The sequence below is a fragment of the Streptomyces sp. NPDC020996 genome (assembly GCF_040641355.1).
GTDB lineage: Bacteria > Actinomycetota > Actinomycetes > Streptomycetales > Streptomycetaceae > Streptomyces.
Map to the genome: position 1 here is coordinate 1 of NZ_JBFADM010000089.1, position 19,987 is coordinate 19,987.

General features: G+C 71.9%; 18 protein-coding genes. 14 read left to right on the top strand and 4 right to left on the bottom strand.

The annotated features are described in order from the left end of the window. The first annotated feature begins 138 nt into the window (after nt 1-138). Genes AB0G63_RS36105 through AB0G63_RS36125 form a run of 5 tightly spaced genes read left to right on the top strand, consistent with a single transcriptional unit; the run spans nt 139 to nt 7,021 of the window. The gene (locus AB0G63_RS36105; RefSeq protein ID WP_360759163.1) at nt 139-1,086 is read left to right on the top strand and encodes a sugar ABC transporter permease; all 948 of its coding nucleotides are present in this window, start codon (nt 139-141) and stop codon (nt 1,084-1,086) included. Beyond that, the gene (locus tag AB0G63_RS36110; RefSeq protein WP_360759165.1) at nt 1,083-1,994 is read left to right on the top strand and encodes a carbohydrate ABC transporter permease; all 912 of its coding nucleotides are present in this window, start codon (nt 1,083-1,085) and stop codon (nt 1,992-1,994) included. Before AB0G63_RS36105 ends, AB0G63_RS36110 begins: the two co-directional genes overlap by 4 nt. Continuing rightward, complete coding sequence (locus AB0G63_RS36115) at nt 1,991-4,030, top strand: beta-galactosidase (protein ID WP_360759167.1); 2,040 nt, start codon at nt 1,991-1,993, stop codon at nt 4,028-4,030. Before AB0G63_RS36110 ends, AB0G63_RS36115 begins: the two co-directional genes overlap by 4 nt. 4 nt (nt 4,031-4,034) lie before the next feature. Further along, nucleotides 4,035-4,844 carry a DeoR/GlpR family DNA-binding transcription regulator gene (locus tag AB0G63_RS36120; protein WP_360759169.1) on the top strand — a complete coding sequence of 270 codons (810 nt, stop codon included), beginning with the start codon at nt 4,035-4,037 and terminating at the stop codon, nt 4,842-4,844. Beyond that, nucleotides 4,841-7,021, top strand: a complete 2,181-nt coding sequence (locus AB0G63_RS36125) for an alpha-galactosidase (protein ID WP_360759171.1) — start codon at nt 4,841-4,843, stop codon at nt 7,019-7,021. Before AB0G63_RS36120 ends, AB0G63_RS36125 begins: the two co-directional genes overlap by 4 nt. A gap of 215 nt (nt 7,022-7,236) precedes the next feature. Here the strand turns inward: AB0G63_RS36125 and AB0G63_RS36130 are convergent, their stop codons facing one another. After that, on the bottom strand, nt 7,237-8,373 hold the full coding sequence (locus AB0G63_RS36130; protein ID WP_360759173.1) for a cellulase family glycosylhydrolase: 1,137 nt from the start codon (nt 8,371-8,373) through the stop codon (nt 7,237-7,239). 669 nt (nt 8,374-9,042) lie between these two features. On the opposite strand from AB0G63_RS36130, the gene AB0G63_RS36135 reads away from it, so the two are divergent. From AB0G63_RS36135 to AB0G63_RS36150, 4 genes are all read left to right on the top strand, one after another. Continuing rightward, nucleotides 9,043-10,674, top strand: a complete 1,632-nt coding sequence (locus AB0G63_RS36135) for an ADP-ribosylglycohydrolase family protein (protein WP_360759174.1) — start codon at nt 9,043-9,045, stop codon at nt 10,672-10,674. A 39-nt stretch (nt 10,675-10,713) separates the two neighbouring features. Beyond that, nucleotides 10,714-11,763 (top strand): ADP-ribosylglycohydrolase family protein, encoded by a 1,050-nt coding sequence (locus tag AB0G63_RS36140; RefSeq protein WP_360759176.1) that lies wholly within the window; start codon nt 10,714-10,716, stop codon nt 11,761-11,763. 22 nt (nt 11,764-11,785) lie between these two features. Next, a complete protein-coding gene (locus tag AB0G63_RS36145; RefSeq protein WP_360759178.1) occupies nt 11,786-12,475 on the top strand; it encodes a hypothetical protein in 690 nt (229 codons plus the stop codon). A 74-nt stretch (nt 12,476-12,549) separates the two neighbouring features. Next, a complete protein-coding gene (locus AB0G63_RS36150; RefSeq protein WP_360759180.1) occupies nt 12,550-13,635 on the top strand; it encodes a MerR family transcriptional regulator in 1,086 nt (361 codons plus the stop codon). A gap of 8 nt (nt 13,636-13,643) precedes the next feature. Here the strand turns inward: AB0G63_RS36150 and AB0G63_RS36155 are convergent, their stop codons facing one another. The 3 genes from AB0G63_RS36155 to AB0G63_RS36165 all read right to left on the bottom strand — a co-directional run bounded on the left by AB0G63_RS36155 (nt 13,644) and on the right by AB0G63_RS36165 (nt 15,159). Further along, entirely contained in the window at nt 13,644-13,982 is a 339-nt protein-coding gene (locus AB0G63_RS36155; RefSeq protein WP_360759182.1) for a deoxyxylulose-5-phosphate synthase, read from the bottom strand. Nucleotides 13,983-14,080: 98 nt separating this feature from the next. Then, nucleotides 14,081-14,590: a hypothetical protein gene (locus AB0G63_RS36160; protein WP_360759184.1), complete on the bottom strand. Its 510-nt coding sequence runs from the start codon at nt 14,588-14,590 to the stop codon at nt 14,081-14,083. A 41-nt stretch (nt 14,591-14,631) separates the two neighbouring features. After that, entirely contained in the window at nt 14,632-15,159 is a 528-nt protein-coding gene (locus AB0G63_RS36165) for an ATP-binding protein (protein WP_360759186.1), read from the bottom strand. Between the two features lie 215 nt (nt 15,160-15,374). On the opposite strand from AB0G63_RS36165, the gene AB0G63_RS36170 reads away from it, so the two are divergent. From AB0G63_RS36170 to AB0G63_RS36190, 5 genes are all read left to right on the top strand, one after another. Beyond that, nucleotides 15,375-16,235: a Scr1 family TA system antitoxin-like transcriptional regulator gene (locus AB0G63_RS36170; RefSeq protein ID WP_360759188.1), complete on the top strand. Its 861-nt coding sequence runs from the start codon at nt 15,375-15,377 to the stop codon at nt 16,233-16,235. Next, nucleotides 16,232-16,438, top strand: a complete 207-nt coding sequence (locus AB0G63_RS36175) for a DUF397 domain-containing protein (RefSeq protein WP_360759190.1) — start codon at nt 16,232-16,234, stop codon at nt 16,436-16,438. Before AB0G63_RS36170 ends, AB0G63_RS36175 begins: the two co-directional genes overlap by 4 nt. Nucleotides 16,439-16,572: 134 nt before the next feature. Further along, complete coding sequence (locus AB0G63_RS36180) at nt 16,573-17,793, top strand: glycoside hydrolase family 3 N-terminal domain-containing protein (RefSeq protein WP_360759192.1); 1,221 nt, start codon at nt 16,573-16,575, stop codon at nt 17,791-17,793. Between the two features lie 191 nt (nt 17,794-17,984). Next, entirely contained in the window at nt 17,985-19,067 is a 1,083-nt protein-coding gene (locus tag AB0G63_RS36185; RefSeq protein ID WP_360759194.1) for a Gfo/Idh/MocA family oxidoreductase, read from the top strand. Continuing rightward, on the top strand, nt 19,061-19,960 hold the full coding sequence (locus AB0G63_RS36190; RefSeq protein ID WP_360759196.1) for a thioredoxin family protein: 900 nt from the start codon (nt 19,061-19,063) through the stop codon (nt 19,958-19,960). The genes AB0G63_RS36185 and AB0G63_RS36190 overlap by 7 nt, the downstream gene beginning before the upstream one ends. The last annotated feature ends 27 nt before the right edge of the window (nt 19,961-19,987 follow it).

The window sequence follows — 19,987 nt, forward strand, 5'->3', positions numbered from 1 at the left end:
CGCTCCTCGAGCTCCTTGACCAGGCTGGCCTCGGTGTAGCGGGCCGGGGGCTTGGTGGCGTGCCCGTCGACCGTGATCTCCTCGGCGGTCAGCCGGCCCGTTCCCGCTCGCCAGCACAGTCCAGGAAGAGATCACGACATGACCGCCGACCCCATAGCGGCGACAGCACCGCCGCCGGCGCAGACCGCCCCCGCCAGCGTCCCCGCCCGCCGCAGACGGAACTGGGCGCCCGTCTTCTTTCTCCTGCCGTTCTTCGTGCCGTTCGTCCTGTTCACCCTGGTGCCGGTCGGCTACGCCTTCTACCAGAGCCTGCTCAAGACCGAGCGGACCGGCGGCACCTTCGGCCACAAGACGACCGTGTTCGCCGGCCTCGACCAGTACAAGGAAGTGCTCGGCGACTCCGAGTTCCTCGGCAGCGTCGTCCGGGTGCTGGTCTTCGGGCTGGTGCAGATCCCGGTGATGCTGCTGCTGGCGCTGGTGCTCGCGCTGCTGCTGGACTCGACGGTGGCCCGCCTCAAGCGCTTCTTCCGGATCACCTACTTCGTGCCGTACGGCATCCCCGGCGTGGTGGCGGCGCTCATGTGGGCCTTCCTCTACGACCCGCGGCTGTCGCCCATCGTGGACCTGCTCGACAAGGCGGGCTCCGCGCCGGACTTCCTCGGCTCGTCGATGATGCTGTGGTCCATCGGCAACATCGTGACCTGGACGTACACCGGGTACAACATGCTGATCATCTACGCCGCCCTGCAGGCCATCCCGTCCGACATCTACGAGGCGGCCCGTATGGACGGCGCGAGCGAGGCGAAGATCGCCTGGCGGATCAAGGTGCCGATCCTGCGTCCGGCGCTCATCCTGACGGGGGTCTTCTCCATCATCGGGACGCTGCAGCTGTTCACCGAACCGCAGGTGCTGCGTTCCATCTCCACCAGCGTCACCAGCACCTACACACCCAACCTGGCGGCGTACTCGCTCGCCTCGTCGAACAACTACAGCGAGGCCGCGGCCATGTCGGTGACGCTGGCGCTGGCCACGTTCGTCCTGTCGTTCGGATTCCTCAAGCTCACGGGGCGAAAGGCCGAGTCATGAGCCTCCTCACCGACACCCGGGGCGCCCACGCGCCCCGTCAGACCTCCGAGACCGCACCGCGCGGCCCCCGGGAGAGCCGCCTCTCGGTGATCGCGGCCACCGGCTTCCTGGCCGTCGTCGCCGTCTACATGCTGCTGCCGGTGTTCTGGCTGATCGTTTCCGCGACCAAGAGCCAGGGCGACCTGGTCGACTCGTTCGGGCTGTGGTTCTCCGACTTCCACCTGTTCGACAACCTGCGGGCGCTGTTCGCCAAGCAGGACGGGGTGTACCTGCCCTGGCTGCTCAACAGCCTCCTCTACGCGGGGGCCGGCGCGGCCGTCGGCACCCTGCTGTCCGCGATGGCCGGCTACGCCCTGGCCAAGTACCGCTTCCGGGGACGGGAGCTCCTGTTCAACGTCGTGCTCGGCGGTGTCCTGGTCCCCGCCACGGCGCTGGCGCTGCCGCTGTTCCTGCTGTTCGCCGAGGTGGACGCCACCGACACCTTCTGGTCGGTGTTCCTGCCCAGCATCGTCAGCCCGTTCGGCGTCTACCTCTCGCGCATCTTCGCGGCGGCGTCCGTGCCCGACGAGCTGCTGGAGGCGGCCCGGATCGACGGCTCCGGAGAGCTGCGGACGTTCTTCACCATGTCGCTGCGGCTGATGTCACCCGCCATGGTCACGATCTTCCTGTTCCAGTTCGTGGTCATCTGGAACAACTTCCTGCTGCCGCTGGTGATGCTCCAGAACGACCGTCTCTACCCGGTCACCCTCGGACTGTTCACCTGGCAGTCCCAGGTCAGCCGCGACCCCTCGCTGCAGATCCTCAGCCTCACCGGGTCGCTCGTCTCGGTCGTCCCGATCGTCATCGCCTTCCTGGTGCTCCAGCGGTACTGGAAGGCGGGCCTCGCGGCGGGAGCGGTGAAGTCGTGACCGACGCGCTCAAGCAACTGTCCGACCGGCTCGGCGGCATCGCCTACGGCGGCGACTACAACCCGGAGCAGTGGCCGCGCGAGGTGTGGGACGAGGACGTGCGTCTCATGCGGGAGGCCGGCGTCAACCTCGTCACCGTCGGTGTGTTCTCCTGGGCGTTCCTGGAACCGCGCCCCGGGCAGTACGAGTTCGGCCTGCTCGACGAGGTCCTGGACCTGCTGCACGCGAACGGCATCGCCGCCGACCTGGCGACGGCCACCGCGTCCCCGCCGCCGTGGTTCTCGCTGCGGCATCCCGAGGCGCTGCCGGTGACCGCGGACGGTGTCCGGCTCACGCACGGCTCGCGGCAGACGTTCTGCCCGAGCAGTCCCGCGTACGCGGAGGCGGCCGGCCGGCTCGTCGAACGGCTTGTGGAGCGGTACCGCGACCACCCCGCGCTCGCGCTGTGGCACCTGCACAACGAGTGGGGCAACCACAACGCGCACTGCTACTGCGACAGCAGCGCCGAGGCGTTCCGGGACTGGCTGCGGGAGCGGTACGGGGACCTGGACGGCCTGAACGAGGCCTGGGGGACGGCGTTCTGGAGCCAGCGCTACGGCGACTGGGCGGAGATCATGCCGCCGCGCGCCACCGCCGCGGTGCCGAATCCGACCCAGCAGCTCGACTTCTGGCGGTTCTCCTCGGACGCGCTGCTGAGGCTGCACCGGCGCGAGGCGGAGATCGTGCGCCGCCTCTCCCCCGGCGTGCCGCTCACCACCAACCTCCTGGTCACGCTGGAGAAGAAGGTCGACGGCTTCTCCTTCGCCGGTGAGTGCGACTTCGTGTCCGTGGACCAGTACCTCACGGCCGCGGACCCCGAAGCGCACGTCGGGCTGTCGCTCGACGCCGACCTCGCGCGCGGCATGGGCGGCGGCGCTCCGTGGCTGCTGATGGAGCACTCCACCTCCGCGGTGAACTGGCAGCCGCGCAACGTGGCGAAGACCCCGGGGCAGATGCGGCGCAACAGTCTCGCGCACGTGGCGCGCGGCGCGGACGGCGTCCTGTACTTCCAGTGGCGCCAGTCGCGGGCCGGCGCCGAGAAGTGGCATTCGGCGATGCTCCCGCACGGCGGCACCGGCACCAAGGTCTGGCGCGAGGTCACCGCTCTCGGGCGGGACCTGCGGGCCCTCGCCGAGGTGCGCGGCAGCCGCGTCGTGTCGGACGTGGCTCTGCTCTTCGACTGGAACGCCTGGTGGGCGCTGGAGATGGACGCCACTCCCTCGCGTGACGTGCGCTACCTCGACCTGGTGCGCGCCTGGTACGAGGCGCTGTGGTCGCTGGGTGTCACCTGCGACCTGGTGCATCCCGCGAGCGACCTGAGCGGCCACCGCCTTGTGCTGGTGCCCAGCCTCTCCCTGACGTCCGACGCGGACGCGTCGTCGCTGGACGCCTTCGTACAGGGCGGCGGGCACGCGGCCGTCGGCTTCTTCAGCGGTGTGGTGGACGAGAACGACCACGTGCGGCTCGGCGGCCACCCGGGTGCGTACCGGGACATGCTCGGTGTCCGCGTCGACGAGTTCTTCCCGCTGCGCGAGGCGGAGACCGTCCGGCTCTCCGACGGCTCGGGGGCCACGGTGTGGAGTGAGCTCGTGGAGCCGCGCGGCGCCGAGACGGTCGTGTCCTTCGCGACGGACCCGGCGTGCGGCGGCCCTGTCGCGGGGCACCCCGCGGTCACCCGCAACTCCCACGGCGCGGGCGTGTCCTGGTACGTGGCGACGCGGCCGGACGCGGACGCGCTGCGCGGGCTGCTGGCCCGGGTCTGCCGGGAGGCCGGTGTCACGGCCGCGGCCGAGGTTCCGGCCGGGGTGGAGGCGGTCCGCAGGCGCGGGCCGGACGCCGCCTACCTCTTCCTGATCAACCACACCTCCCGTGACGTGCCCGTCCCGGCGAGCGGCGTCGACCTGCTGACCGGCACCGTCGCCGACGGCAAGACCGTCGTCCGCGCGGGCGACGTCGTGGTGATCCGGGAAGACGGCACGCCCCCGTCGGAGCGGTGAGGGGATGCTCGCGAGGCAACGGCAGGAGAGGATCGCCGAACTCGTCCGGCAGCACGGCTCGATCCGGGTCGGCGCACTGACCGAGCGGTTCGGCGTGTCCCACATGACGATCCGGCGCGATCTGGAGTCCCTCGCGCGCCGGGGCCATCTCGACAAGGTCCACGGAGGGGCGGTCACACCGGAGCACGGCAGTGCCGCGGAACCCGCGTTCGGGGAGAAGCGGTCCCGCGAGGTCACCGCCAAGGAGGCCATCGCGGCCGAGGCCGCCCGGCTGGTGGCTCCGGGCTCCGCAGTCGCGCTGACCGCGGGGACCACCACGTGGACCCTGGCCCGGCACCTGCTCGACATCCCGGACATCACGGTGGTCACCAACAGTCTCCGGGCGGCGCAGACCCTGGAGGCCCACCGGCGGCAGCGGCAGACGGTCGTCCTCACCGGTGGCGTGCGCACCCCGTCCGACGCCCTGGTGGGGCCGGTCGCGGTCGCCGCGCTGGCCTCGCTGCGGGTCGACGTGCTGTTCATGGGTGTCCACGGCATGGACGTCCGGACCGGCTTCAGCACGCCCAATCTCGAGGAGGCGGAGACGAACCGGGCGATGTGCCGCTCGGCACGCCGGGTCGTGGTGCTCGCCGACCACACCAAGTGGGACACGCCCGGCCTGGCGGCCATCGCCGGGCTGGAGACGGCCGACCTGCTCATCACCGACTCGGGCATCGACGCGCATGCCCGAGAATCACTGGAGGCCGGCGTGGGTGAGCTGACCGTCGTCGAGCCGACCGCTCCCAACCTACCGATCGAAAGCGTGCGCACGTGAGCACCGAGCACCTCATCCACTTCCGAGCCGGCGGCACGAGCCTCGTGCTCGACTGTTCGGGCCCCCGGCTGCCCCGGATCCTGCACTGGGGGGCCGACCTGGGCAACCCGGGCGACCCGGGCGACCCGGGCGATGAGGCCCCCGGCGGCTCGGGCGTCCTCGCCTCGCTCGCCGTGGCGAGCCGCGCCGAGCTGGGCACCAGCGTTCCCGACGTGCCGGTCCCCGTGAGCGTGCTGCCCGAGCAGTCGGCCGGCTGGCTGGGCACTCCGGGGCTGTCCGGCCATCGCGAGGGCTCCGACTTCTCCAGCGCCTTCACCGTCCGGGAGGTGCGCGTCCCGGCCCCTCGCTCCCTGACGGTCGAGGCCGTGGACGAACAGGCCCGGCTCGCCCTGCGGTGGGAGCTGGAGCTGACCGGGTCCGGTCTTGTGCGCCAGCGCGCGGAGCTGACCAACGAGGGCACCGGTCCCTACACGGTGGACGCGCTGCAACTCACGCTCCCGGTACCGGCGCACGCCACCGAAGTCCTCGACCTGACCGGCCGTCACCTGCGGGAACGTTCCCCGCAGCGGCACGAGTTCACGCTCGGCACGCACCTGCGGGAGAACCGCCGCGGGCGCACCGGCGTCGACGCCACGCTGCTGCACGCGGTGGGTGAGCGGGGCTTCGGCTTCCGCCGTGGTGAGGTGTGGGCTCTGCACGTCGCGTGGAGCGGCAACCACCGCACCTTCGCCGAGCGCACGAACTCCGTGGTCTCGCTCCTCGGCGGCGGTGAGCTGCTGCTGCCGGGCGAGATGCGCCTCCGGCCAGGTGCCACGTACGCGACGCCGTGGCTGCTGGCGTCGTACGGCCAGGGCCTGGACGACATGGCGGCGCGCTTCCACGCCTACCTGCGGCAGCGCCCCCACCACCCGGCCACCCCGCGGCCGGTCACGCTCAACACCTGGGAGGCCGTCTACTTCCGGCAGGACCTGGACACCCTCACCGCCCTGGCGGACGCGGCGGCCGAGGTCGGAGCCGAGCGGTTCGTGCTGGACGACGGCTGGTTCCGCGGGCGCCGCGACGACCGGGCCGGGCTCGGCGACTGGTACGTGGACCCAGAGGTATGGCCGCGCGGGCTGCACCCGCTCGTCGAGCACGTCCGCTCCCTCGGGCTCCAGTTCGGCCTCTGGGTCGAGCCGGAGATGATCAACCCCGACTCGGACCTGGCCAGGGCGCACCCGGAGTGGATCCTGTCCGCCGCCGGGCGCATGCCCCCCGAGGCCCGGCACCAGCAGGTGCTGGACCTGGGCCGGCCGGAGGCGTACGCGTACGTGCTGGAACGCCTGGACGCCCTGGTCGGCGAGTACGCCATCGACTACCTCAAGTGGGACCACAACCGCGACCTCGTCGACGCGGGCAGCGGCCCGTACGGCGTCGGCGGGGTGCACGCCCAGACCACCGCGGTGTACGCGCTGATGGACGAGCTGCGCCGACGGCACCCCGGGCTGGAGATCGAGTCCTGCTCGTCGGGCGGCGCCCGGGTGGACCTCGGCATCCTGGAACGCAGCGACCGGGTGTGGACGAGCGACTGCATCGACGCCCTGGAGCGGCAGCAGATCCAGCTCTGGACGGGGATGCTGCTGCCGCCCGAGCTGATGGGCGCGCATGTCGGCGCCCCCGCTTCGCACACCACGGGCCGCACGCACGGTCTCGACTTCCGCGCCGGCACCGCGCTCTTCGGCCACATGGGCATCGAGTGGGACCTGACCCGGGCGACGCCCGAGGAACGCGGCCGGCTGGCCGAGTGGATCGAGACCCACAAGCGGCTCCGGCCGCTGCTGCACGCCGGCACGGTCGTCCACGGCGACCACCACGACCCCGCCGTGCTCGTGCACGGCGTCGTGGCCCCCGACCGGTCCCACGCCGTGTACGCGGTGGTGCAGAAGACCACCAGCGTGCAGGTGCCGACCGGCCGCGTGCGCCTGCCCGGCCTGGCGGAGGACGCGCTCTACACGGTCGCCCCGCTGCCGCCGGGGGACGTGGTCCGGGGCCCGGTCACCAGCCCGCTGCCCTGGTGGACGCCGGAGGGTGTCGAGCTGCCGGGCCGGGTGCTGTCCGTGCTCGGCGTCCAGGCGCCGACCCTCCATCCGGAGAGCCTGGCGCTGATCGAGGTCCGGCGGGTCACGCCCCGGGCCTGACGCATCCGCGCGGGGGAGGCGAGGGCCGGGACGCCTCGTCGTCTCCCCCGCGCGGGACCGTGTCCGGCTACTCGACGAAGCCGTTGTCCACCAGCCAGCCGTGGGCGATGTCCTCGGGTCGCGGCGGAGCCGTGGCCCTCTCGCCCCCTCTCGCCGGGGGCCGGGGCCGCGCCGATGATCCGGCACGGCCCCGCCCTGCCCCGCCCGCGCTCCGGTCAGCCGGAGGCGAGGCGGTTCTTCAGTCCCTGCCCGTAGGCGGTCGGGGTGCCGCTGTAGTCGGTGATGAGCGACGGGCCGGAACTGCAGTCCCAGGTGTTCCAGGTCCAGCCCAGGTAGCTGAGGCTGCGGGCGTCCAGCCAGTTCATCAGCGTGTCGATGTAGCCGTGCGCGCAGTCGTTCTCGCCGATCTCACCCACCACCAGCGGGTACTTGGCGGCGACCGGCGCGATCTGGGAGTCCCAGCAGCTCTGCGTGTTGCAGTAGTTGAAGTTGTACGAGTGCCAGGAGGCCGCGAGCTTCCCGGCGGAGTCCGAGGGCGCGTAGGTCAGCCACTGCGACAGGTCGTTGGAGAAGCTGATGCCGCCGACCATGACGTAGTTGGTGGCCCCGGTGGACCGCACGGCGTTGACCAGACTCTGCATGCCGGCGACCGTGTAGCTGAAGCCGGTGCACGCCGAGCCGCCGTCGCGCCAGCACTTCCACGAGGCGTTGTAGTCGGACATCACCATGTTCGGGAAGGGCTCGTTGAACAGGTCGAAGAGCACACCCTGGTCGCTCTTGAAGGTGCCGGCCACCGACTTCCAGAAGGCCGGGGCGTGGTCGTTGTCGGGCATGGGCTTCTGGCACTGCGACGCGTACGTGGAGCAGTTGGAGCCGGAGCCGGTGTAGACGCCGCTGCTCCAGTGCAGTTCGAGGATGACGTACAGCCCGGCCGCGCGGAGCCGGGAGACGAAGCCGGAGATGGCGGTGCGGTAATTCGTGCCGCTGTAGGCGGAGTTGACGCCGTTGATGCCGAGCCAGCAGTCCTCGTTGAGCGGCACCCGAACGGTGTTGGCCCGCCAGCTCGCGATGGCCTGGATCGAGGCGGCGTCGGAGGGGCCGTCGAAGATGCCCCGGTTCTGCACGCACATGAACTCGGTACCGGAGCGGTTGACTCCGCGCAGCCGGGCGGGCAGCGCGGCGGCTGCTGCGGCGGACCGCGCGGAGACGGACGCCCCCTGCGGGGACGACTGCGGGGTCAGCTGCGCGGCCGACACCGCGCCCGGCGCGAGCAGGGCGCCGACCAGGCCCAGCAGTAGGGCGAGAACACCCGCGGCCCAGCGGCTCCTCGCGGTCGAGCGACGATCTCTCATCGTGTCTCCCGATGGTGTGTGGGGAGCGTGGGGCGGGTCCCGTTGAACACCCCACGCGTGGACGATCGGGGGCGGGCCGCCTCAGCGGGACGCGGCGGCCGTGTGCGCCGCGCGGTCCCGCGGGAGGCCCGCTGTGCAACGGAGTTGACGGGACCGTCGGTCCCGGTGAGGCGGACTCCGTCGCGGTCCGCGCCGCGGCTCACACGGTCATCGCCGCTCCCGGGAGGCGTAGCCGCCGTCCGGCCGCCGACGGCCTGACAACGTTGTCCGAGCTGCTGGGGAGCAGAGCCACGGATACCTCCGGAATTCCTGTGGGAGCAGCGCTCGGGCCGACGGCCCACAGGGGTGAGCACGACCCGTCCACGGTGCGGACGCGGAGCCGATGGAAGCACTGATCCGGTTCAGAGGTCAACAGCTCTGACATCACTACTGCCAAGACAGCAGCGGACTTTGCGAGACTAAACCGTTTTAGTGCGCCGTTCGCAACGACCCGTCAGCGGAGCCGGTCTCCACGGGGCGAAGCCCCCACCCCCGCTATCGTCTGGTTGACGATAACAAGAAGGTCGTGCCAAGCTGACCCGGCGTCAAGCATGCTGGATCACCGCCTGCGGGACGGACGCGGTGCCGCTCCGTCCACCCGCCGTGCGCCGCCGAATGTCTGGAGCTTCCATGGCCAATGCACGCATACCGAACCCCCGCCTGGACGCGCGCGGAGCCGACCGGGCCGCAGGGGTACTGCTCGGCGCCGCGGTGGGCGACGCGTTGGGCGTGCCGTACGAGTTCCAGGCGACCCTGCGGGACGACCGGCAGCCGCGGATGATCGGCGGGGGGCTGGGACCCTACGAGCCCGGCGAATACTCCGACGACACCCAGATGCAGGTGTGCATCGCCGAGGTGGCGGCGACCGGCGCCGATCTGCGCGACCCGGACGCTCTGGACGCGATCGCGGCCGGCTTCCAGCGCTGGCTCGCCGGGGGCGCCAGCGACGTCGGCAACCAGACCAGAGCCGTCCTGTCGGCCGCGAACCGGGCATCCGGGGCCGCGGGCGCGGCGATGCTGGGTGCGGCCCGCGACTACGCCGCCCAGCACCCCCAGAGCGCCGGCAACGGCTCGCTGATGCGGACCGGAATCGTCGCCCTCGCCCATCTCGGGGACGCGGCCGCCATGGCCGAGGCCGCCGTCGCGGTCAGCGCGCTCACCCACCCGGACCCCGACTGCGCCGATGCCTGCGTGCTGTGGTGCTCCGGCATCCGCACCGCCGTGCTGGAGGGGACCTTCGACGGCGTACGGGCCGGCCTGGATCTGCTGCCCGCGGACCGCCGAGGTCTTTGGGCAGAGCGGCTGGACGAGGCGGAGACCCACCCTCCGCACCACTTCTCCCCCAACGGCTGGGTCGTGTCCGCGCTTCAGGCCGCCTGGTCGGCGATCACCCGCACCGCTGTCCCGGACCTGATTCCGTCCCAGCGGAGCTTCCCCGCTCAGCACCTGCAGTTGGCCCTGGAGGCCGCGGTCCGGGCCGGGAACGACACCGACACCGTCGCGGCGATCGCCGGCGCCCTGCTCGGCGCGCGCTGGGGCTGCTCCGGCATCCCGCTCGAATGGCAGCAGGCCGTGCACGGCTGGCCCGGCCTCACCGGCGCCGACCTGGTGGGGTTGGCGGTGCGCACCGCCCGGGGCGGGCAGGACGACGGCGACGGCTGGCCGTCGGCCCCCCACACCCCCGTCCCGGCCGGCGTGTCCAGCGGCTTCACCGTCCCCCACCCGCACGACCCCGGAGTGGTACTGGGCAACCTCGCCCTGCTCAAGGGGAGCGAGCCGGTCGACGTGGACGCGGTGGTGTCGCTGTGCCGCATGGGCACGGCCCCGGTCCTCACCGCCGCCGACGACGCCGAGCACGTGCGCGTCTGGCTCGTGGACAGAGACGGCGACAACGCCAACCTGCACTACGTCGTGGACCAGGCCGCTCATCAGGTGCTGCGGCTGCGCGGCGCGGGCAAGCGGGTCCTGCTGCACTGCGCCGCCGGCCAGAGCCGCACCCCGGCCGTCGCCGCCGTGTACAGCCACCTGGCCACCGGCACGGACGCCGAGACCGCGCTGAAGGATCTGCGTGAGGTGCTGGTGGGCGGCTGGCAACTCTCGGCGCACGTCGAACTGCTGGACGCCGTGCACGCGTTGGCCGGTCCGGCGGCGACCACGCGCACCTCGCCGGTGCGCCGTTCCGGAGAGAACGGCGATGTGTCGCCGGCACTCGACCCCGATCCGGAGCCGGAGCGGCAGACCGAGTTCCTGAAGGTGAAGTAGGCGGCTTCGCGTGTCCGAGGGCTGATGCTCGGCCTGGCCGTGGGGGACACGTTGGGCGCGGCCCGGGGCAAGCTGCCCGCCGACGTCTCGTTGCGGGCCGGGGTGAGCACCCAGTTGGCCTGTTTCACGGCCGAAGGGACGATCCGCGCGTTCGTACGGGCCAGCCACCGGGGCGGCGTCTCCTCTCCCTCGGGGGCGGTGTGGCACGCGTACTGCCGTTGGGCCGCCTTGCAGGGCATAGAGGTGGAGCTGATGCGGCGCCGCTGGGCCTCGGGCAGCGACCAGACGTGGCCCGACGGCTGGCTCGCCCAGGTGCCCGTGCTCGCGCAGCGGCGGGGTTCGGCGCCCGCGACCGTCGCCGCCCTGTCCGAGAAGGGCCCGCACACCATGGGGAAGGCCACGGCCAGCCGCGGTTGCCACGCTCTCACCCGCACGCTCCCTGTCGCCGTGGCCGCCGCCGGTACCGAGCCACAGCCCTGGGTACGGGAAGCTCGCGCGATGGCCGCCCTCACCCACGGCGACCGTGCCGCCCAGTCCGCGGCCGCCCACGCGATCGTGCTGGCCGGTCACTGCCTGACCAGCACGCCCGAGACGCAGGACAGCCTGTTCGGTGAGCAGCCGCAGGTGCGCCGTGCCCTGATGGACGGCATCGCCTCCGTCCACGACGTCGACCCCGAGGTGACGGCCGAGGAGCTCGACCGGCTCACGACAGCCCTCCAGCGAGCCGAAACCCACCCCGCCGACGCGAAGCAACTCGCCGCCCTCGCCCCGGACGCCACCGCCCCCTCGGCACTGCTGGGCGGTGTGTACGTCGCCGCGTCCTTCCCGGAGCGGGACCAGGTGGGCGACGCGCTGCACTTCGCCGCCGGGGCGCCGGACGGTGACTCGGTGGCCTGCGTGACCGGCGCGCTGCTCGGAGCGGCGCACGGCGCGGAGGCGCTGCCCGTCGACCTGGTGAGCCGGCATGAACTGGCCTGGGTTCTCGACACCTTGGCCCGCGACCTCATCACCGAGATCACCGACTCGCCCAGCGGCGGCGAGTACGCCTCGGGCTGGGACGAGCACTGGCGGGGCCGCTACCCCGGCTGATGACGCGAACAGTCGTCAGCAGGTGAAGTCGCGCCGGGAGGTCTACCTGTCGTACCCGCTGGCCTCCGACGAGGAGGGGACGCTGTACGCCGAGACGGAGATCGCCAGGACCATGTGCCTGACGCTGCGGGACGTCGTTCTCCGCCTCCATCCGGATCTGCCGTACCGCAAGTACGTGATGGTGAAGTCGGAGAACGGCCGGGGTTCCCAGGTCACGTGGCAGGACGACTTGGCCCCGAACGCCGGGTGCCGGTCGGCGGCCGACAACGACACCGGGCAGGACTCGGACGGCACCGCGCAGGGCTGGGAGCCGGACGACGACGGCCTCGGCCAGGCGGTGATCCCCAGCAGCGACAGCGCCGAGATCCGCGTCGCCGACGGCGCCGCCAGGCAGATCATCGCGGGCGCCAACGGAATGCGGCAGAGCCCCGGCACCGATCAGGTGCTCGGCAACAACGAGATCAAGGCCGGCTTCGACCCGGTCGATTGGGTGATGTACGTCTGGTCCGACTACGTGCAGTGGAACCAGGAACAGGTCGAGTCCTGGGCGGACATGGCCGCCGGGAAGGCCTGCCGGGCCCTCGTGAGCGAATCGCTGAACTCGGGCGGCGCGTGGCCGTACCACCGCTACGCGGTTGCGGAGATCGGCGGATCCGGCTACCTGATGATCCGCTGGGGCACGGCCACCACGCAGGCGGACTGCCCTGCCTGAGCCGGGACTCCGGGGCGAGCCGGGTTGACCCTCGACCTTGTCGAGGGCTCAGGGTTCCGGGTGTGGAGAGCGAGATGCGCAGCATCGGGGAGACGGCCCGGGACAGTGGACTGAGCGTGAGCGCGCTGCGGTTCTACGACCGGGCCGGTGTGCTGGTCCCCGCACGGGTGGACCCCGTCAGCGGCTACCGCTGGTACGCGCCCGGGCAACTGGAGGAGGCCCGGCTGCTGGCACGGCTGCGCCGGGCCGGCATGCCCCTGGCGGACATCCGACTGGTACTGGCCGGCTGGTCCAGCGCGGACGCGGACCTGGTGCGCGGGCTCCTGCAAGCGCACCTGCGCCGCCTCGAAGAGGGCCTGGCCGACGCCCGCGGCGAGTTCTCCGCGCTCCGAGCCCTACTCGACCACAGGGAGAACCCCATGACGTCGTCGCCCGGCACCACCGCCGTCCACCTGACCGTCCCCGCGCCGGAACTGGCCGCCGCACTGGACGCGGTCCGCTTCGCGGCCGGTTCGGACCCGGATCTGCCGATGCTCGCCGGTGTCCTGTTCGACATCGAGGGCGAGGCACTGAGCCTGGCGGCGACCGACCGCTACCGGATGGCCGTCGCGCGGGCCGCCACCACCGGGTACGACGGACCCCGCGTGCAGGCCGTCGTGCCGCTGCCCCTCGCCGACGCGATGCGGGCGCTGCTCCGGGGTGAGGAACCGGTGCGACTGGCCGTGGACGGTGGCCGGGTGTCGCTGGAGTCGGACGACGGTCAGACAGCCGGCCAGTGCCTCGACCACGACTTCCCCGACTACCGTCGCCTGGTGCGGCTGCCGGCCGGCCGCCGGGCCCTCGTCGACACGGCGGACTTCCGGGAGGCCCTGCGCATCGGCCCGGTCCGCCCGAGTGAGTCGCGCGAGCGGGACGGCGAGCCGTCGTACGACGTCAGCGTGCTCAGGGTGGCGGACGGCACCGTGAAGGTGTGCGAGGACGGCGACGACAGCGAGGACAACGTCGGCGTCAACCGGGAGTTCCTGCTGGACGCCCTCGCCTCCGGAGCCCGCGAGAAGCTCCTCCTGGAGTTCAGCGCCCCCACGGCGCCGATCGCCGTCCGCCGCCCCGACGACGCGCACACCTTCTCGATCCTCATGCCGGTCCGGCTGGAGGGCTGACGTCCGGGTCAGGGCACCTCGTACCGCACGAGCGCGGTCGCGAAGGGCTCGCCGCTGCGACGGGCGTACGTCATCCGCTCGCGGACCTCGGACAAGGTCCGGGGACGGTAACCGGGGCCGCCGCAGCAGCTCTTGTGGAAGCGGATGCCCGCGTGCAGCAGCACGGACAGCGTCCGCCAGGCCGCGGTGTCCCGGCGGCGGGGTGCGGCGAAGGCGGAGCCCACGTGGATCAGCTGCTGCGCGCAGCGAGGGCAGACCCGCTGCCTGTCCCTGCCGTCGGGGTCGTAGGGCTGCTTGTACGCGGCCCGGCAGGGCAGGCAGACGTAAGAGGTTTTCCCGTGGGCCATGCCGGAAGGCTAGACGCGGCCCGAACGGAATTCGACGGGATTTCGGGGCCGCACGCCGGTGGCGGGACCGTGGTGTCAGGTCCCGCCACCGGTTTCTGTCAGCGGGTGCCTCGGTAGTAGGTGACGTCCCAGTGCGAGCCCTCGCGGGCGTAGACGTTCCCCGACGGCGACTTGTACTGCTTGGCGCCGTCACCGCGGGTGCCGACGTAGCGGAACTTGTGGGTGATGTACGAGTTCACGCACGAGGTCAGCTTGATGTCGACCTTGTAGCCGTTCCAGTGGCTGTACGTCCCGGAGGCGTGGCCCTTCTCCGTGCCGGCGGTGAGCGTCACCGCGCACCTGCTGGCCTTCTTGAAGTCGATGACGCCGGCGACGGTGCTCTTGTTGATCTTCTCGAAGGAGGTGCACCTGCTGTTGTTCCGGTTGCTGCACCCGCCCGAGGAGACCCAGGTGACTCCCGCCCGCTTCAACTGCCGCTCGGCGGCCGCCTGCGAGTACTTCGCGGGTGCGGCGGCGGTGGCGGCGGGTGCGGCCGCTGCCAGCAGGCCGCCGGTCAGCAGTGCGGCGGAAGCGGCGAGGGCGGCGGGGCGGGTCATGAGGCGGCTCATGCGCAGTGGTTCCTCTCGTGAGGGGTTGAGTTACGCCCGAGTCACTGCCCGCCGGGCATGTACGACATACGGCCACATGAAGGCGCATAGTGGTGCACAGGCGCACCGTGATCCTCATCGCGCGCGGTCGGCGGCCGGAGAGCCACCGCCGCCCAGACGGTTTTCGTGTACGCGTCCCGGCGCTCCCAGCCCCAGCGTTCGGCGTACGCCTCCACGAGCAGCAGTCCGCGTCCCGAGGGCGCGTCGGGCGACGCGGGCTCACCGGTGGGGCGGCCGGGGCAGCGCTCCGGGCGGGTGTCGGTCAACTCGATCCGCAAGCTCTGGGGCAGTTGGAGCAGCGTCAGCCGGAAGTCACGGCCGGGGAGGCTGCCGTGGCGGATCGCGTTCGCCGCGAGTTCGGCGGTGACGAGAGCGACGGTTCGGGCGGGATCGGAGTCGTACGGGAGGCCCGTCCACTCGGTGAACTGCTGGACGGCGAGTTGGCGGGCGAGGCGGGCTCCGCGCCTGGTGCTGCTGAAGCGCAGGGTCAGGTGGGTCCGTGTCCCGCCGGTGAGCTGATGTTGTGTCACAAGGTCAGGTTGAGCGGTCGGGCACTCCGCTGACCAGGTACGACGACCGTACGGCCGCCATGTCGTAGGGGGCGGGCGGCAGACCGTCGCGTTGGTTGTACGGCCGCTTGTACGGGGGTTGTACGGGTCCCGCTCGTGTCCCTTTTGTTCCCGGCCCGGTTGAGCATGGCCCGGCGGCGTGCGGGGTGCGGTTCGGGACGGAAGGGCGTGAGCGTGTGAAGGCGGTACGGGACGGGCGGAGCGGCCGGGCGCCGAAGGCCAGGGAGGAAGCGCCGGACCTGCCGGGGGTGTGGTCGGCGTACGGCGTGCTCCTGCAGTATCTGCGCAAGCGGGCCGGGTTGAACCAGCAGCAGCTCGGGGACGCCATCGGCTACTCCCTGGAGCAGGTCGCCTCGGTCGAGCAGGGGCGACGCCCGGCGAAGGCGGCGTTCACCGCGGCGGCGGAACGGGCGCTGGGGGCGGGTGGGGTTCTGCTCGCCCTCCAGGACGAGGTGGATCGGGCAAAGTTGCCGCGCTTCTTCCGCAACGTCGCCCTGCTGGAGGCGGAGGCACTCAGCAGGTTCTCGTACGATCCCTTGCTTGTGCCTGGGCTCTTGCAGACGGAGGCTTACGCGCAGGCGCTGCTCGAAGCGCACTTCCCGCCGCTGGACGAGGAGGTCGTCGAACAGCGCGTGGCCGCCCGTCTGGCCCGGCAGGCTCTGCTGGCCCGTAAGAACCCGCCTGCGGTCTTCGTGTTCATCGTGGAGGAAGACGCCTTCCGACGAGTGGTGGGCAGTAAGGCAGTCATGCGCGCGCAGTTGGAAGCTGTGCTGACATGCTCACGGATGCGCAACGTGGAGCTTCAGGTCATGCCGACCGCCCGAGGGGCCCACAGCGGACTCAACGGGCCCATGGTGCTGCTGGAGTCGAAGGATCGCAGGCGGCACGTCTACGTCGAGGCTCAGGACGTGGTGACCGTCAGGTCCGGTGAGGATGAGGTCAGCGAGTTCTGGTTGCGGTATGGGATGCTGCGCACGCAGGCCCTCAACACCGAGGAGTCCTCTCGTCTCATCGAGCGCATGGCAGGGGAGCTATGAGCACCGACCAGCACACTGCCCAGACCGCAGGACTGACCTGGTTCAAGAGCAGCTACAGCGGGACGAGCGGCGGCGACTGCGTCGAGGTGGCCGCCGGCCTGGACGTTGTGTATGTGCGGGACTCCAAGGCGACGGGTGACAGGCCGGTGTTGCGGATCGCCCGTGCGGAGTGGGCGGCGTTCGTCAGGCTCGCGGTGCGGTAGAGCGCCTGTCACCTGGGGCGGGATCGGGTGGGCTCGACACTCGGGCGGTGCGGCGTACCGTGTGAAGAGCAGCCGACCGGCTCGCGCCGGGCCGACGGTGCTGCCGTGTGTCCTCGCGAGACAGGAGCGGCTTCATGCGACGTCTTCGCCGATCCGGAGCGGGCCGTTCGGCGGCCCTGCGTGCGGGTGTCCCGGCCGTCAGCATGGTGCTGGCCGCGACCGTCTGCGGCGTACCCGCCGCCCGGGCGCAGGCTGTGCATCCGGTGGCCGGGCCGGCGTCGTCCGCTGCGGCCGCCGCCGTGACCTCCTGCGCCGACCGCGTGTACAGCGGCATGACCCAGGCGCAGCGCATCGGGCAGTTGTTCATGGGCGGGGTGTCCGCGAGCAGCCCCAGCGCCACCGACCTGCGTACGCTCCGTGACCAGCACGTGGGCTCGGTCATGCTGACCGGACGCAGCAGCGCCGGCGTCACGGCCACGCGCAACGTGGTGGACGGCATCCGGGGCCAGGCGGACACGGTCTCCGGCAAGCGGGTGGGTCTCCTGGTCGCCACCGACCAGGAGGGCGGCCAGGTGCAGGTGCTGAGCGGCCCGGGCTTCTCGACCATGCCGAACGCGCTGACCCAGGGCGGCTGGTCGACCTCCACGCTGCGCAGCCGGGCCGCGGGCTGGGCGGGCCAGCTCAGGTCGGCCGGGGTGGACCTCAACCTGGCCCCCGTCGCGGACGTGGTGCCGGCGAGCCTCGGCACGCGCAACCAGCCCATCGGGCGCTACTACCGCGAGTACGGCCACACGCCCGACGTGGTCGCCTCGCACAGCGGAGCGTTCGCGGCCGGGTCCAAGCAGGCGCATGTGATGACCACGCTCAAGCACTTCCCCGGACTGGGCCGGGTCATCGGCAACACCGACACCACCGCGAACGTCGTCGACTCGGTGACGACCACCACCAGTTCCTACCTCACGCCCTTCAAGTCCGGGATCCAGGCCGGTTCGCCGTTCGTGATGGTCTCCCTGGCCACGTACACCAAGATCGACCCGAATCACATCGCGGCGTTCTCCCCCACCGTCGTCCGCAAGCTGCTGCGCACCCAGCTCGGCTTCAAGGGCGTCGTCATCTCGGACGACCTCGGCCAGGCCGTCGCCGTCCGGTCCTACACGCCGGGTCAGCGCGCGGTCGGCTTCCTCGCGGCGGGCGGCGATCTGGTCCTCACCGTGAAGCCGTCCATCGTGCCCGCGATGGTCCAGGCGGTCCGCTCCCGCATGCAGACCGACGCCGCGTTCCGCTCCGGCGTCGCCGACAGCGTGCACCGCGTCCTCGCCGCGAAGGCCGCCGCCGGGCTGCTCGACTGCGGCTGAGCAGCCCGCACAGCGCTCGCCGCCCCCTCTCCCTTCCTTCCGCCGTCGGCGGAAGGAAGTCGACGCCATCAATCCCGCCTATGTACAACATCAGCTTTCTTAGGCATGGACCGCGTTGACTTCCTCCGATTTTCTACAGAAGTATGAGCGTGCGTGGCTGGAAGCCACGGCTACTCCTGTGGAGGTCTCTGGTGGTCGATCGCGTCCGTGCCGGCATCGTCGGTGTCGGATTCATGGGTAAGGTGCACGCACGTGCCATCCGTCGGACGGGCGGTGTCGTCGTGCGCGCCGTCGGTTCCGGTCCGGAGTCCTCCCGAAGAGCCGCCGAAGATCTGCGCCCGGAGATCGTCGCGGGAACCGTCGAGGAGCTCCTGGCCGACGACGGCGTCGACGTGGTGCACATCTGCACGCCGAACGCCATGCACGCCCCGCTGGCCCGGGCGGCCATCGCCGCCGGCAAGCACGTCGTGTGCGAGAAGCCGCTGGCCGTGAATCCGGCCGAGGCGGAGGAACTCGTGGCTCTCGCCGCCGAGGCCGGTGTCACGGCGACCGTGCCGTTCGTCTACCGCTTCTACCCCACGGTCCGGGAGGCCCGTGCCCGTGTCGCGGCGGGTGCCACCGGGCCGGTGCGTCTGCTGCACGGCTCGTACCTCCAGGACTGGCTCGCCGCGGACACCGACGACAACTGGCGGGTGGACGCCGCCGCCGGCGGCCCGTCCCGCGCCTTCGCGGACATCGGCGTGCACTGGTGCGACATGGTGGAGTTCGTGAGCGGGCACCGCATCGTGCGGGTCGCCGCGCAGACCATGACCGCCGTGCCCGAACGCGGCGGCCGCGGCGTCGAGACCGAGGACGCAGCCGTCGTGATGTTCGAGACCGACCAGGGGGCGGTCGGCAACGTCACCGTCAGCCAGATCTCGCAGGGCCGCAAGAACCGCCTGTGGTTCTCGGTGGACGGCGCGACGGAGAGCCTGACCTTCGACCAGGAGAACCCCGACACGCTGTGGATCGGCGGCCGGGACGTCAACCGGCAGCTCATGCGCGGCAGCAGCGAATCACCGGCCGCCGCCCGGTACGTCACCGTCCCCGCCGGACATCCGCAGGGCTACCAGGACTGCTTCGACGCGTTCGTCGCCGACACCTACGCCGCCCTGTCCGGCGCCGCGCCCGACGGCCTGCCCACCTTCGCCGACGGACTGCGTGCCGCCCATGTGACCTCCGCCGTACTGGAGGCCGCCGAGAAGCACACCTGGGTCGAGGTCACCCCGTGCTGAACGAAGGGCTGAACGAGCGGCTGACCGTCGGCGACGCCGCTCCGCTGTTCGAGCTTCCCGACAGCGAAGGGGCCTTGGTGCGGCTGACGCCGCGGGACTCGGCGGCGACCGTGGTGGTCTTCACCGCGAACGGCTGCCCCTTCGCCCTGGCCTGGCACGACCGCGTGCAGCAGGTCGCCCGCGACTACGCGGCACGGGGCGTCACGGTGCTCCAGGTGGTGAGCAACGACGAGACCGACCACCCACAGGACTCCGCGGTCGCGATGCGGGTGCGGGTCGCCGCCGGGGAGCTCGCCGGTCCCTTCCTGCGCGACGCCGACCAGTCGGCCGCCCGGGCGTTCGGTGCGACGGCGACTCCCGAGGTCTTCGTGCTCGACCCCGCGGGCGTGGTCCGCTACCACGGCGCTCCCGACGGCGACCACGACGACCCCGCCCAGAACGCCCGGTGGCTGCGCGACGCGCTCGACGACGTCCTGGCGGGCCGCGAGGTGGTCCGGCCGCTGACCTCTCCGGCGGGCTGTTCCGTCAAATGGCGCGTGGAGCTGCTGTGGTGGGAGGGCTGCCCGACGCACGCGCGCGCCGCCGGCCTGCTCCGCGAGACGCTCGCGGAGCTCGGCCGGGGCGAGGTCCAGGTCGCCGAACGCCGGGTGACCTCCCCCGAGGAGGCGGCGCGGCTGGGGTTCCCGGGCTCGCCGACGTTCCAGGTCGGCCGCCGGGACCTCTTCCCGTCCAGTGCCCCGCCCGCCCTCACCTGCCGTGTGTACCGGCGTGCCGACGGACGCCCCTCGCCGCTGCCCGAGGCCGCCGATCTGGCGCAGCGGCTCCGTGACGCGCTCGCCCGCCCGTGGGACCTGCCGCACTGGGTCGACCCGCGCAAGCCGCGACGACCGTAGAACCGGAACGAACGCCGAGGAGGCGTG

What these genes read in the sequence shown, in the direction of transcription:
- AB0G63_RS36105 (WP_360759163.1), top strand. Translation starts at nt 139, where the DNA reads ATGACCGCCGACCCCATAGCGGCGACAGCACCGCCGCCGGCGCAGACC.
- AB0G63_RS36110 (WP_360759165.1), top strand. Translation starts at nt 1,083, where the DNA reads ATGAGCCTCCTCACCGACACCCGGGGCGCCCACGCGCCCCGTCAGACC.
- AB0G63_RS36120 (WP_360759169.1), top strand. Translation starts at nt 4,035, where the DNA reads ATGCTCGCGAGGCAACGGCAGGAGAGGATCGCCGAACTCGTCCGGCAG.
- AB0G63_RS36130 (WP_360759173.1), bottom strand. Translation starts at nt 8,373, where the DNA reads ATGAGAGATCGTCGCTCGACCGCGAGGAGCCGCTGGGCCGCGGGTGTT.
- AB0G63_RS36135 (WP_360759174.1), top strand. Translation starts at nt 9,043, where the DNA reads ATGGCCAATGCACGCATACCGAACCCCCGCCTGGACGCGCGCGGAGCC.
- AB0G63_RS36150 (WP_360759180.1), top strand. Translation starts at nt 12,550, where the DNA reads ATGCGCAGCATCGGGGAGACGGCCCGGGACAGTGGACTGAGCGTGAGC.
- AB0G63_RS36155 (WP_360759182.1), bottom strand. Translation starts at nt 13,982, where the DNA reads ATGGCCCACGGGAAAACCTCTTACGTCTGCCTGCCCTGCCGGGCCGCG.
- AB0G63_RS36160 (WP_360759184.1), bottom strand. Translation starts at nt 14,590, where the DNA reads ATGAGCCGCCTCATGACCCGCCCCGCCGCCCTCGCCGCTTCCGCCGCA.
- AB0G63_RS36175 (WP_360759190.1), top strand. Translation starts at nt 16,232, where the DNA reads ATGAGCACCGACCAGCACACTGCCCAGACCGCAGGACTGACCTGGTTC.
- AB0G63_RS36180 (WP_360759192.1), top strand. Translation starts at nt 16,573, where the DNA reads ATGCGACGTCTTCGCCGATCCGGAGCGGGCCGTTCGGCGGCCCTGCGT.